Source organism: Pseudomonas bananamidigenes, assembly GCF_001679645.1.
In the GTDB taxonomy this organism is placed as follows: Bacteria; Pseudomonadota; Gammaproteobacteria; order Pseudomonadales; family Pseudomonadaceae; genus Aquipseudomonas; species Aquipseudomonas bananamidigenes.
In genome coordinates this window covers 12,474-25,060 of record NZ_LRUN01000037.1, presented here as the reverse complement: position 1 = coordinate 25,060, position 12,587 = coordinate 12,474, and the positions used below count along the sequence as shown (strand labels likewise).

At 59.6% G+C, this 12,587-nt stretch carries 11 protein-coding genes and 1 pseudogene; 6 read left to right on the top strand and 6 right to left on the bottom strand.

Annotation, left to right across the window (positions count from 1 at the left end; genetic code table 11):
• The first annotated feature begins 7 nt into the window (after window positions 1-7).
• From BBF94_RS13610 to BBF94_RS13590, 5 genes are all read left to right on the top strand, one after another.
• A complete protein-coding gene (locus BBF94_RS13610) occupies window positions 8-706 on the top strand; it encodes a PspA/IM30 family protein (RefSeq protein WP_065259521.1) in 699 nt (232 codons plus the stop codon).
• Between the two features lie 122 nt (window positions 707-828).
• Complete coding sequence (locus BBF94_RS13605; protein ID WP_065259520.1) at window positions 829-1,467, top strand: DUF2491 family protein; 639 nt, start codon at window positions 829-831, stop codon at window positions 1,465-1,467.
• Between the two features lie 13 nt (window positions 1,468-1,480).
• Window positions 1,481-1,906 carry a DUF350 domain-containing protein gene (locus BBF94_RS13600; protein WP_065259519.1) on the top strand — a complete coding sequence of 142 codons (426 nt, stop codon included), beginning with the start codon at window positions 1,481-1,483 and terminating at the stop codon, window positions 1,904-1,906.
• Between the two features lie 17 nt (window positions 1,907-1,923).
• A complete protein-coding gene (locus tag BBF94_RS13595; RefSeq protein ID WP_065259518.1) occupies window positions 1,924-2,604 on the top strand; it encodes a DUF1190 domain-containing protein in 681 nt (226 codons plus the stop codon).
• Window positions 2,604-3,761: a glutathionylspermidine synthase family protein gene (locus BBF94_RS13590; protein WP_065259517.1), complete on the top strand. Its 1,158-nt coding sequence runs from the start codon at window positions 2,604-2,606 to the stop codon at window positions 3,759-3,761. Before BBF94_RS13595 ends, BBF94_RS13590 begins: the two co-directional genes overlap by 1 nt.
• Before the next feature lie 75 nt (window positions 3,762-3,836).
• Here BBF94_RS13590 and BBF94_RS13585 read toward each other — a convergent pair whose 3' ends face one another.
• Window positions 3,837-4,349 (bottom strand): single-stranded DNA-binding protein, encoded by a 513-nt coding sequence (locus tag BBF94_RS13585; protein ID WP_065259516.1) that lies wholly within the window; start codon window positions 4,347-4,349, stop codon window positions 3,837-3,839.
• A 9-nt stretch (window positions 4,350-4,358) separates the two neighbouring features.
• Complete coding sequence (locus BBF94_RS13580; RefSeq protein WP_065259515.1) at window positions 4,359-5,756, bottom strand: MFS transporter; 1,398 nt, start codon at window positions 5,754-5,756, stop codon at window positions 4,359-4,361.
• 190 nt (window positions 5,757-5,946) lie between these two features.
• Here BBF94_RS13580 and uvrA point away from each other — a divergent pair.
• Window positions 5,947-8,780, top strand: a pseudogene (uvrA, locus tag BBF94_RS13575) (excinuclease ABC subunit UvrA).
• A 65-nt stretch (window positions 8,781-8,845) separates the two neighbouring features.
• Here the strand turns inward: uvrA and bfr are convergent.
• The 4 genes from bfr to BBF94_RS13555 form a co-directional block, all read right to left on the bottom strand.
• On the bottom strand, window positions 8,846-9,313 hold the full coding sequence (gene bfr, locus BBF94_RS13570) for a bacterioferritin (RefSeq protein ID WP_065259514.1): 468 nt from the start codon (window positions 9,311-9,313) through the stop codon (window positions 8,846-8,848).
• 149 nt (window positions 9,314-9,462) lie between these two features.
• Window positions 9,463-10,917: a catalase gene (locus tag BBF94_RS13565; RefSeq protein WP_065259513.1), complete on the bottom strand. Its 1,455-nt coding sequence runs from the start codon at window positions 10,915-10,917 to the stop codon at window positions 9,463-9,465.
• Between the two features lie 237 nt (window positions 10,918-11,154).
• Complete coding sequence (rplQ, locus tag BBF94_RS13560; protein ID WP_007955635.1) at window positions 11,155-11,541, bottom strand: 50S ribosomal protein L17; 387 nt, start codon at window positions 11,539-11,541, stop codon at window positions 11,155-11,157.
• A 42-nt stretch (window positions 11,542-11,583) separates the two neighbouring features.
• The gene (locus BBF94_RS13555) at window positions 11,584-12,585 is read right to left on the bottom strand and encodes a DNA-directed RNA polymerase subunit alpha (protein ID WP_003186012.1); all 1,002 of its coding nucleotides are present in this window, start codon (window positions 12,583-12,585) and stop codon (window positions 11,584-11,586) included.
• Window positions 12,586-12,587 lie beyond the last annotated feature (2 nt).

Below are 12,587 nucleotides of genomic sequence, written 5' to 3'. Positions count from 1 at the left end.
AAATCCAATGACTCAGTCCATCTGGAGCAAGTTGTTCACCGCACTGCGTGGCGGCGCCAGTGAAGTCGGCGAAGCGATCGTCGATCAACAGGCCCTGCGCATTCTCGACCAGGAAATCCGTGACGCCGACAGTGCCTTGTCCAGTGCCCGTCGCGAACTGGTCACCATCATGGCCAAGCACAAACTCTCCGCCGACCGCGTGAGCGAGTACGACGCCAAGATCAAGGATCTGGAAGCCAAGGCCGTTTCTGCCCTGAACGCCGGTCGTGAAGACCTGGCCATGGAAGTGGCCGAAGCGATTTCGACCCTGACCAACGACCTGAACACCGAGAAAGCCCAGAGCGACGAGTTCGGCACCTACGCCGACAACATGCGCAAGGACATCAACAAGGCCGAAGCGCGGATCAAGAGCCTGCGTCAGCAAGTGGACATGGCCAAGGCCCGTGAGAGCGTGCAGAAGGCCCAGGTCAGTGCGTCCATCGCCAGCGGCGGCGCCAATGGCAAACTGGAAACCGCGGTCGGCACCCTGAACCGTTTGCAGGAAAAGCAAAAACAACGCGCCGCCGAGCTGAACGCTCAGGACGAACTGGCCGATGCCACGACCGGCAACGACCTGGAGCGCAAGCTGCGCGAAGCCGGCATCACGCCGAACGAAGGCAGCGCCAACGCGATTCTCGAGCGCCTGAAGCAGAAGTCGGCCCAGTAAGGGCGACAGGGAAAAGAAGGGCACCCGGTGCCCTTCTTTTTTGCCTGCTCGTTCGTCACGAGGCCGGTACACTAGCGGCGTTTTGCCAAAGAACACCTCCACCCGCTTCAAGGAATGTACCCATGGGATGGTTAAAGAACTTGCTCGGCACCGGCCCGGCCCCCGTACGCGAGGCGGCCGGCGGCCCGCTGGGGCTGGCGCAGGGCAAGGCGATCCGCTTCGATTCGACGCTCGGCCTGCTGCTCGACGGCAGCACCTCGGTAAGGGTTCCCGATGCCCAGGCCATCTGGAGCGCCGGCTGGATCGATCTCGGTCAGTCGAACAAGCTGCATCGTTACTACCTGGACAACGAAGATTTCTGGCTGCAGGTTCACGTCACCGGCGAGGATCAGGTCGAGTCGGTGACGCTGTTCAATTACCTCAGCTACATCACGGTCAACAGTGATGCCGAGCTGCAGCGCCTGGCGGGCCCGAACAGCCTGATCGGTCTGCCGGCCTATACCCATGAGGGTGTCACCTTTACCCGCGAATGGGGCACCGAACGCGGTCAGACCGAACTGGTCCCGCTCACCGAGCAGGTGATCAATCCCGACGAGTCCTACACCATCGAGCACCATTCGATGCTGTACGCCCGGGAAACCGGCCTGACCGACCGCCGCGAACTGCTGCTGTTCTCCGTCGAACAGGACGAAGAAGGCACCGTCAGCCTGAGCACATCGCTGGGCATCTCGCTGTACACCACCGATCTGAGCACCATTTAAAAGGAAGTTCCTCATGCTGGAAGTGCTGTCCGTTTCCCTGAACAAGGCCGCGCTGGTGGGCTTCGTCGCCTATCTGATCGGCGCCGTACTGCTGTTCATGCTGTTTCAGTTCGTCTACACGCGCATCACGCCGCACAAGGAGTTCGAACTGATTCGCGCCGGCAACAACGCGGCGGCCATCGCCCTGTCGGGTGCGATCATCGGTTTCGCGATCCCGGCGAGCAACATCATCGCTCACTCGATCAACGTCCTCGATTTCGTCCTCTGGGCCGTGATCGCTGCCGTGGTGCAACTGCTGGCCTTCCTGGCCACCGGGCTGGTGCTCAAGGGCACCTCCCGACGCATCGCCAACGGTGAGGTCGCCGCCGGCATCTATGTGGCGGCGGTGGCGATCAGCGTCGGCATGCTCAACGCCGCATGCATGACTCCGTCCTACTGATCGGCAGGAAGCCTGAGATGAAACGAAGCAAGTACGTTCAACTGTCACTGGCCGCCTCGGTGGCCCTGGCGATTTCCGGTGAAGCGGCCGCCGAGGCACAACAGCGCACCTTCCAGAGCGTGGAACAGTGCGTCGACGCCGAAGTGGCAGCCGATGCCTGCTCGAATGCCTACATTGCAGCGCTGGCCGAACACCGGCGCATCGCCCCGGCGTACGACGACAAAAGCAAGTGTGACGCAGACTTTGCCGCCGGTTGGTGTCAGAAAAATTCGGACGGGCGTTTTGTGCCGAAGCTCGGTGGTTTCAAGGTGCCGCCAAATCCCGAGCCGGCCCAGAACCTCGATGCGATTGCCAATGCGCAGATGCCGGCAGGCGATGCCGAACCTGTCCGGACCCAGAGCACGACTCACGTCTCCAGCGGTGGCGGGTCGAGTAACGGCTGGCTCACCGGATGGTTGATCGGCAATGCCATGAGCAACAACACGCGGACGGTGTATCGCGACCGCCCTGCCCGTCAGACGTACGACACTTCGACGCTGAACCGGCGTATCGAATCGACGCGCACCAGCAGCAGTTCGGACTACACCAGTTCCCGGAGCAAACCGGTCAACGTGGCGTCTTCGACGTCCCGTGGCGGTTTCGGCAGCCAGTCCAGCGCCCGCAGCGGTTGGGGCGGCTGGGGCAGTTCGAGCAGCTGATGAAGAAGATCCATTGCGCCGAGCGCCACGACTGGAAACAGACGGCCGAAAGCCTCGGCTTTCTGTTCCACACCATCGACGACGAGCCCTACTGGGACGAGCGCGCGTACTACCAGTTCACGCTCGCACAGATCGAAAACGATCTCGAAGATCCGACTGCCGAACTGCATGAGATGTGCATGGATCTGGTGGATCGGGTCGTGCACAGCGAAGAACTGCTCGACCGCCTGAGCATCCCCGCGCCGTACTACGACATGATCCGAACGTCCTGGCTGGAAGGTCATCCGCATCTGTACGGGCGCATGGACTTCTCCTACAGCGGCAAGGGCCCGGCGAAGCTGCTGGAACTCAACTACGACACGCCTACCAGCCTTTACGAGGCCTCGGCCTTCCAGTGGGGCTGGCTGGAGCAATGCATCGAGCGCGGGATGCTGCCGCGCCATGCCGACCAGTTCAACAGCATCGACACACGATTGCATGAAGCCTTTGCCGCGTTGAAGCTCAAGCGTCCTTTCTACTTTGCCTCGATGAAAGGCTCCGTCGAAGACAAGGGCACCACAGACTACCTGCGACTGATCGCGGAGAAAGTCGGCATCGAATCCCGGCACATCGATATCGAAGACATCGGCCTGACGAGTGAAGGGCGTTTCGTTGACCTCGAGGATCGCTGGATCCCGCACCTGTTCAAGCTGCATGCCTGGGAGTTCATCTTCCACGAGCCGTTCGGTGCCGCCATTGCCGACTGCGATACGCAGTTTTTCGAACCGGCGTGGAAAGCCATTCTCTCGAACAAGGGCGCCCTGCCCCTGCTCTGGGAAATGCACAAGGGCCATCCGAATCTGCTGGCGGCGCATCTCGATCCGAATCCGGGAAGCGCTGTGCCGAAAGGCTGGGTACGCAAACCGTACTTCTCCCGGGAAGGTGCCAACATCGAGCTGCAAACTGCCGACGGTCTGATCGTCAAAGAGGATGGTCCCTACACGGATGCGCCCTTCATCCTGCAGGAATTTGCGCCGCTGCCGAAGTTCGATGACAGCTACACGCTGATCGGGTCATGGGTCATCGGCGATCAGGCGGCGGGAATTGGCGTGCGCGAGGACAACAGCCTGATCACCAAGGATTCGAGCCGGTTCCTGCCGCATCTGATTCTCGACTGAAAAACCTGCGCCCATGAAAAAGGCCCGTCGTGTTCAGCGACGGGCCTTTTTGTTCAAAGCGGATGCAGCAGCGAATCAGAACGGAATGTCGTCATCGAAGCTGTCGAAATCCGGAGCCGGTTGCGGTGCGGCCTGTTGAGGAGCCGGACGCTGTTGCGGTGCCGACTGCTGCGGACGTGGAGCCTGCTGGCGTGGCGCCTGCTGCTGATAGTTGTTGCCACCGCCTTGTTGGTCGCCCTGTTGTGGACGGCCGCCCAGCAGTTGCATGGTGCCTTGCATGTCGACCACGATTTCGGTGGTGTAACGCTTGATGCCGTCCTTTTCCCACTCGCGGGTCTGCAGTTTGCCTTCGATGTAAACCTGCGAACCCTTGCGCAGGTATTCGCCGGCGATTTCGGCAACCTTGCCGAACATCGATACGCGGTGCCATTCGGTCTTCTCGACCTTCTGACCGGTCTGCTTGTCGGTCCACTGTTCGCTGGTTGCCAGACTCAGGTTGGTCACGGCGTTACCGTTAGGCAAGTAGCGAACTTCGGGATCCTGGCCGCAAGTGCCGACCAATATGACTTTGTTAACCCCACGGGCCATAACGTTCTCCTAGGCTTCGCAAGCAGCCTCGGCCGGGTTGTTCACCAGGCGTTCGAGGGTGTCGCGATCCACTAATTCTTTATCCAGTTTGATGTAAACAGCCGCTTCATCGGCGACTATCACTGCATCCGTTACCCCCACGAGGGCCCTGAGGCGCTCGACCAGACCCGCTTCGCGGATCGCCTCGGGCGACAACGGCAAGCGCAGGCTCGTCACGTAGGGTGGTTCGCGCATGGTAACAGCAAAGGCCAGCCAGATGGCAGCCAGCCCGGCACATCCGAGGAACACAACCGACAGACCGCCATGCTGGAACATCCAGCCACCGAGAATCCCGCCGAGTGCAGAACCGAGGAACTGGCTGGTGGAATACACGCCCATGGCCGTGCCCTTTCCGCCTGCCGGTGAAACCTTGCTGATCAGCGACGGCAGCGAAGCTTCCAGCAGATTGAACGCGGTGAAGAACACCACCGTGCCGATCACCAGAGCCCGCAGGCTGTCACCGAACTGCCAGAAGAATAGCTCAGTGAGCATCAGCGTCATGACGGCGCCGAGCAAAACTCGTTTCATTTTGCGTTTCTTCTCGCCGTAGATGATGAACGGGATCATGGCGAAGAAAGAGATCAGCAAGGCTGTGAGGTAGACCCACCAGTGCTGTTCCTTGGGCAGCCCGGCCTTTTCCACCAGCGCCAGAGGCAGTGCGACGAAGCTCGACATCAACATCGCATGTAACACAAAAATGCCCAGATCCAGACGCAGCAGGTCCGGGTGCCTGAGCGTGGGCATCAATGCCTGACGCGCAACGCCGGACTCGCGATGACTCAGCGGCCCGGTGGATTTCGGCACCATGAACTGCACGATCACGATACCCACCAGCGCCATGCCGCCAGTGGCCAGGAACAGACCGGAAAGACCGAAGGCGCGAGTCAGCAGCGGGCCGACCACCATGGCCACGGCGAACGAAAGGCCGATGGTCATGCCGATCATCGCCATCGCTTTGGTGCGGTGCTGTTCGCGGGTCAAGTCGGAAAGCAGGGCCATGACCGCCGCGGAAATCGCCCCGGCGCCCTGCAGGATGCGACCGGCGATAACGCCCCAGATCGAATCCGCCTGGGCCGCCAGCACACTGCCGAGGGCGAAGACGATCAGCCCCAGGAAAATCACCGGACGGCGGCCGATACGGTCGGAAATGATTCCGAACGGGATCTGGAAAATCGCCTGGGTCAGGCCGTAGGCGCCAATCGCCAGCCCGATGAGGGCCGGGGTCGCGCCAGCCAGATCCATGCCATAGGTCGCCAGTACCGGCAGCACCATGAACATGCCAAGCATACGGAAGGCGAACACCAGGGCCAGACCGCTCGCCGCGCGGGTCTCGCTGCCACTCATGCGTTCGCTGTGGGGATCGTGCATGGAAAAACCTCGTGTGAACCGGCGGCGATTCTACCAGTCCCATCGAAAGACGGGGTATATCGCGACGCTTTGCCACGTACAGATGAAATTCTCTTCATGCAAGGAGAAAACCCTTCATTCGATAGTGTGCATCCATCCAGTATTTGGCCGTATACTCCTGTGTTTTCGAAGCCCGCCGAGCGAGGCCACTTTGGACAAGATCCTGATACGTGGGGCCCGTACCCACAACCTGAAGAACATCGACCTGACCCTGCCACGGGACAAACTGATCGTCATCACCGGCCTGTCCGGATCCGGCAAGTCGTCCCTGGCTTTCGACACGCTGTACGCCGAAGGTCAGCGCCGCTATGTCGAATCCCTGTCGGCCTATGCCCGGCAGTTCCTGTCGATGATGGAAAAACCCGACGTCGACACCATCGAAGGTCTGTCACCCGCCATTTCCATCGAACAGAAGTCGACCTCGCACAACCCGCGCTCCACGGTCGGCACCATCACCGAAATCTACGACTACCTGCGCCTGCTGTATGCACGCGTCGGTACACCGCGCTGCCCCGATCACGACATCCCGCTGGAAGCCCAGACCGTCAGCCAGATGGTCGACCTGGTGCTGGCCCAGCCGGAAGGCAGCAAGCTGATGCTGCTCGCACCGGTGATCCGCGAACGCAAGGGCGAACATCTGTCGGTGTTCGAAGAGCTGCGCGCCCAGGGTTTCGTCCGGGCACGGGTCAACGGTCGGCTCTGCGAGCTAGACGAACTGCCGAAGCTCGACAAACAGAAGAAGCACACGATCGAGGTGGTAGTCGACCGCTTCAAGGTTCGCGCCGATCTGCAGCAGCGTCTGGCCGAGTCCTTCGAGACCGCCCTGAAGCTGGCGGACGGCATCGCCCTGGTGGCGCCGATGGACGACGAGCCGGGCGAAGAAATGATCTTTTCCGCGCGCTTCGCCTGCCCGATCTGCGGCCACGCGATCAGCGAGCTGGAACCCAAACTGTTTTCCTTCAACAACCCGGCCGCGCCTGCCCGACCTGCGATGGCCTGGGGGTGAAACAGTTCTTCGACATCAAACGCCTGGTCAACGGCGAACTGACCCTGGCCGAAGGCGCGATACGCGGCTGGGACCGGCGCAACGTCTACTACTTCCAGATGCTTGGCTCGCTGGCTGCACACTACGGGTTCAGCCTGGAAAAACCTTTCAACGAGCTGAAGGCCGACCAGCAGAAGTACATCCTGCACGGCAGCGGTTCGCAGAACGTCGATTTCAAGTACCTCAATGATCGCGGCGACATCGTCAAGCGCTCGCACCCGTTCGAAGGCATCGTGCCCAACCTTGAGCGCCGTTACCGTGAAACCGAATCGGCGAGCGTGCGCGAAGAACTGGCGAAGTTCCTCAGCACCCAGTCCTGCCCGGACTGCCGCGGTACCCGCCTGCGACGCGAAGCGCGACACGTGTGGGTTGGCGAGAAAACGCTGCCGGCGGTGACCAACCTGCCGATTGGCGACGCCTGCGACTACTTCGGCGAGCTGAAAATGACCGGCCGCCGGGGCGAAATCGCCGACAAGATTCTCAAGGAAATCCGCGAGCGCCTGCAGTTCCTGGTCAACGTGGGGCTGGACTACCTGTCGCTGGATCGCAGCGCCGATACCCTGTCCGGCGGCGAAGCCCAGCGGATTCGTCTGGCCAGTCAGATCGGCGCCGGACTGGTCGGGGTTCTGTACATCCTCGATGAGCCGTCCATCGGCCTGCACCAGCGCGACAACGACCGCCTGCTCGGCACCCTGAAGCATCTGCGCGACATCGGTAACACGGTGATCGTGGTCGAGCACGATGAGGACGCGATCCGTCTGGCCGACTACGTCGTGGATATCGGGCCGGGTGCCGGGGTTCATGGCGGACAGATCGTCGCCGAAGGCACGCCGGACGAAGTCATGGCGCACCCGGATTCGCTGACCGGCAAATACCTGTCGGGCCGGGTCAAGATCGAAGTGCCGGCCAAACGCACACCACGCAACAAGAAGCAGGTGCTCTCGCTCAAGGGCGCTCGTGGCAACAACCTGCGCAACGTCGATCTGGAGATTCCGATCGGCCTGCTGACCTGCGTGACCGGCGTTTCCGGCTCGGGCAAGTCGACGCTGATCAACAACACGCTGTTCCCCCTGAGCGCCACGGCACTCAACGGTGCGACCACCCTGGAAGCTGCGGCCCACGACAGCATCAAGGGTCTGGAGCATCTGGACAAGGTTGTCGATATCGACCAGAGCCCGATCGGGCGCACACCACGCTCCAACCCGGCGACCTATACGGGCCTGTTTACGCCGATCCGCGAACTGTTCGCCGGCGTGCCCGAGTCCCGCTCCCGTGGTTATGGCCCGGGGCGCTTCTCGTTCAACGTCAAGGGCGGTCGTTGCGAGGCCTGCCAGGGCGATGGCCTGATCAAGGTGGAAATGCACTTCCTGCCGGACATCTACGTGCCGTGCGACGTGTGCAAGAGCAAGCGCTACAACCGCGAAACCCTGGAAATCAAATACAAGGGCAAGAGCATCCACGAAACCCTCGAGATGACGATCGAGGAAGCGCGGGAGTTCTTCGACGCGGTGCCGGCGCTGGCGCGCAAGCTGCAGACGCTGATGGATGTGGGTCTGTCGTACATCAAGCTCGGGCAGTCGGCCACGACGCTGTCCGGTGGTGAGGCCCAGCGGGTCAAGTTGTCTCGCGAGCTGTCCAAGCGCGACACCGGCAAGACCCTGTACATCCTCGATGAGCCGACCACCGGCCTGCACTTCGCGGATATCCAGCAACTGCTCGATGTGCTGCATCGCCTGCGCGACCACGGCAACACCGTGGTCGTGATCGAACATAACCTCGACGTGATCAAGACCGCCGACTGGCTGGTCGATCTCGGCCCGGAGGGTGGCTCGAAAGGCGGGCAGATCATTGCTACCGGTACGCCGGAGGAAGTGGCCGAGATGAAGCAATCTCATACCGGCCATTACCTCAAGCCGCTGCTGATCCGCGATAGAGCCTGATTGACGGGCATGAAAAAGCCCCTGTCACTTCATCAGTGACAGGGGCTTTTTTGTAGCAGCTGCAATCAGGAGGTGTGGGATTGCAGATAGTTCTGGATACCGATCAGCTTGATCAGGCCCAACTGCTTTTCCAGCCAGTAGGTGTGATCTTCTTCAGTGTCGTGCAACTGAAGCTTGAGGATATCGCGGCTTACGTAGTCGCCGTGCTTCTCGCACAGCTCGATGCCTTTGCACAGTGCGGCACGCACCTTGTACTCCAGGCGCAGATCCGCTTCGAGCATGGTTTCCACCGTGGTGCCGACATCCAGATCATCCGGGCGCATGCGCGGCGTGCCTTCGAGCATCAGAATGCGGCGCATCAAAGCGTCAGCATGACCGGCTTCTTCTTCCATCTCGTGGTTGATTCGTTCGTAGAGCTTGGTGAATCCCCAGTCCTCATACATCCGCGAGTGAACGAAATATTGGTCACGCGCAGCCAGTTCGCCGGTCAGCAACGTGTTGAGGTAATCGATAACGTCTGGGTGGCCTTGCATCGCCCTACATCTCCCTTCTTGAAAGTCTGTAGTTTGAACCAACCTGGCTGCAAGGTCACTTACTTCGCGCAATAAAAGCGAAGATATTCTGAGAAAAGCAGGTTAAATAACGCAAAAACCGCCCTAATGAGGGCGGTTCTGCTTCTCGTTTAGACTTCGTTAAGCTGTACGTTGAGCAGCTTTGCGATCGCTTCTCCATACGCCGGGTCGGCCTTGTGGAAATGCTGCAACTGACGGTCTACCACGTCACTCGAAACACCTGCCATCGCACCCGCGATATTGCTGACCAGCAGAGCTTTCTGCTCTTCGCTCATCAAACGGAACAGTGCACCGGCATGGCTGTAGTAATCGGTGTCTTCCCGGTGATCGTAGCGATCAGCAGCACCGTTCAAGGCCAGTGCGGGTTCGGCGTAGTGCGGCGCCTGTTTCGGCGACTCCACGTAACTGTTCGGCTCGTAATTGGGGGTCGCACCGCCGTTACTGCCGAATGCCATCGAGCCATCGCGCTGGTAGGTATTCACCGGACTGCGCGGAGCGTTCACCGGCAGTTGCTGGTGATTGGTGCCTACACGGTAGCGATGCGCATCGGCATAAGCGAACACTCGACCTTGCAGCATGCGATCCGGCGAAAGGCCTACGCCTGGCACCATGTTGCTTGGGCCGAACGCGGCTTGCTCGACTTCAGCAAAGTAATTCAGCGGATTGCGATTCAACTCAAGCTCACCGACTTCGATCAACGGGAACTCCTTCTGCGACCAGGTTTTGGTCACGTCAAACGGGTTCTCGTAATGCGCCGCGGCCTGGGCTTCGGTCATGATCTGGATGCACACGCTCCATTTCGGAAAATCACCGCGCTCGATGGCCTCGAACAGGTCACGTTGTGCGTAGTCTGGATCTGTGCCTGCCAGGCGTGCCGCCTCAGCCGGGGCGAGATTCTTGATTCCCTGCATGGTCTTGTAGTGCCACTTCACCCAATGACGCTCACCTTGTGCGTTGATCAGGCTGTAAGTATGACTGCCGAAACCATGCATATGGCGGTAGCCGTCCGGAATGCCGCGATCAGAAAACAGGATGGTGACCTGGTGCAGCGCTTCGGGTGAGTGCGACCAGAAATCCCACATCATCTGCGCACTTTTCAGGTTGCTTTGCGGCAGACGCTTCTGGGTGTGGATAAAGTCGGGGAATTTCAGTGGATCACGAATAAAGAACACCGGAGTGTTGTTACCAACGATGTCCCAGTTACCTTCTTCGGTATAGAACTTCAGAGCGAATCCACGAGGATCACGCTCGGTGTCAGCCGATCCGCGTTCACCACCCACCGTAGAGAAACGCAGGAAAGTCGGTGTCTGCTTGCCTACAGCAGAAAACAGCTTGGCGCTGGTGTACTGCGTGATATCGCGTGTAACGGTGAAAGTACCGTAGGCGCCCGAGCCTTTGGCGTGAACACGGCGCTCCGGAATGTTCTCCCGGTTGAAGTGGGCAAGCTTCTCGATCAAGTGAAAATCATCGAGCAGCAATGGACCACGCGGCCCGGCGGAACGGGAGTTCTGGTTGTCGGCGACAGGCGCGCCGCTGGCAGTCGTAAGCGTCTTGTTCTGGCTCATGCGATCTTCTTCCTCTGTCAGTCTTGAACTGCCGGCTAATCGGCTTGTTGGGAGTATCGATCATCACTATGACAGTCACAAATTCATTAACTCATGACTATCAATAGAAAATTACTAACGATCAACCCCGGCATATAGTGCAGACCTCAACAGGGTAGAAGCTTGTACGAACGGCGCATTTCTTACAGACACAAAAAACCGGGCACTGGGCCCGGTTTTTTGTTTCAGACTGACGTCTTACTCAGCGGATACAGCTTCACCGCCGACAGCACGATCAACCAGTTCGACATACGCCATAGGCGCGTTGTCGCCAGCGCGGAAACCGCACTTGAGGATGCGCAGGTAGCCACCCTCACGGGTAGCGTAACGCTTGCCCAGGTCGTTGAAGAGCTTACCAACGATAGCTTTCGAACGAGTACGGTCGAAAGCCAGACGACGGTTAGCAACGCTGTCTGTCTTGGCCAGAGTGATCAGCGGCTCGGCAACGCGGCGCAGTTCTTTGGCTTTTGGCAGAGTAGTTTTGATCAGCTCGTGCTCGAACAGCGACACAGCCATGTTTTGGAACATGGCCTTGCGGTGCGAGCTGGTGCGGCTCAGGTGGCGACCACTTTTACGATGACGCATGGTTCATTCCTTACCAAACACTACGTTCGGTGATTACGACGATCAGGCAGTCGCCTTGTCGTCCTTCTTAAGACTTGCAGGCGGCCAGTTGTCGAGGCGCATGCCGAGGGACAGACCGCGGGAGGCCAGAACGTCCTTGATTTCAGTCAAGGATTTCTTGCCCAGGTTCGGAGTCTTCAACAGCTCTACTTCGGTACGCTGAATCAGGTCGCCGATGTAGTAGATGTTTTCCGCCTTAAGGCAGTTAGCCGAACGTACAGTCAGTTCCAGATCGTCAACCGGGCGAAGCAGGATCGGATCGATCTCGTCTTCCTGCTCGACAACCACTGGCTCACTGTCACCTTTGAGGTCCACGAACGCAGCCAACTGCTGTTGCAGGATGGTTGCAGCACGACGGATAGCCTCTTCAGGATCCAGAGTACCGTTGGTTTCCAGATCAATAACCAGCTTGTCCAGGTTGGTACGCTGTTCCACACGGGCGTTTTCCACCACGTATGCGATACGGCGAACCGGGCTGAACGAAGAGTCAAGCTGCAAGCGACCGATGCTGCGGCTTTCGTCTTCATCGCTCTGACGCGAGTCGGCTGGTTCATAACCACGACCACGAGCTACGGTGAGCTTCATGTTCAGGGCGCCGTTAGACGCCAGGTTAGCGATTACGTGATCGGGATTAACGATCTCGACATCATGATCCAGCTGAATATCGGCAGCGGTAACCACCCCCGAACCCTTCTTCGACAAGGTCAGCGTAACTTCGTCACGGCCGTGCAGCTTGATAGCCAGACCTTTAAGGTTCAACAGGATTTCAATTACGTCTTCCTGTACACCTTCGATGGCGCTGTACTCGTGGAGCACACCGTCAATCTCGGCCTCGACTACTGCGCAGCCGGGCATTGAGGACAACAGGATGCGGCGCAGCGCGTTGCCCAGGGTGTGGCCGAAACCACGCTCGAGAGGCTCGAGAGTGATCTTGGCGCGGGTTGGACTGACAACCTGCACATCAATATGGCGGGGTGTCAGGAACTCATTTACCGAAATCTGCATGG

What these genes read in the sequence shown, in the direction of transcription:
- BBF94_RS13610 (WP_065259521.1), top strand. Translation starts at nt 8, where the DNA reads ATGACTCAGTCCATCTGGAGCAAGTTGTTCACCGCACTGCGTGGCGGC.
- BBF94_RS13605 (WP_065259520.1), top strand. Translation starts at nt 829, where the DNA reads ATGGGATGGTTAAAGAACTTGCTCGGCACCGGCCCGGCCCCCGTACGC.
- BBF94_RS13600 (WP_065259519.1), top strand. Translation starts at nt 1,481, where the DNA reads ATGCTGGAAGTGCTGTCCGTTTCCCTGAACAAGGCCGCGCTGGTGGGC.
- BBF94_RS13595 (WP_065259518.1), top strand. Translation starts at nt 1,924, where the DNA reads ATGAAACGAAGCAAGTACGTTCAACTGTCACTGGCCGCCTCGGTGGCC.
- BBF94_RS13590 (WP_065259517.1), top strand. Translation starts at nt 2,604, where the DNA reads ATGAAGAAGATCCATTGCGCCGAGCGCCACGACTGGAAACAGACGGCC.
- BBF94_RS13585 (WP_065259516.1), bottom strand. Translation starts at nt 4,349, where the DNA reads ATGGCCCGTGGGGTTAACAAAGTCATATTGGTCGGCACTTGCGGCCAG.
- BBF94_RS13580 (WP_065259515.1), bottom strand. Translation starts at nt 5,756, where the DNA reads ATGCACGATCCCCACAGCGAACGCATGAGTGGCAGCGAGACCCGCGCG.
- bfr (WP_065259514.1), bottom strand. Translation starts at nt 9,313, where the DNA reads ATGCAAGGCCACCCAGACGTTATCGATTACCTCAACACGTTGCTGACC.
- BBF94_RS13565 (WP_065259513.1), bottom strand. Translation starts at nt 10,917, where the DNA reads ATGAGCCAGAACAAGACGCTTACGACTGCCAGCGGCGCGCCTGTCGCC.
- rplQ (WP_007955635.1), bottom strand. Translation starts at nt 11,541, where the DNA reads ATGCGTCATCGTAAAAGTGGTCGCCACCTGAGCCGCACCAGCTCGCAC.
- BBF94_RS13555 (WP_003186012.1), bottom strand. Translation starts at nt 12,585, where the DNA reads ATGCAGATTTCGGTAAATGAGTTCCTGACACCCCGCCATATTGATGTG.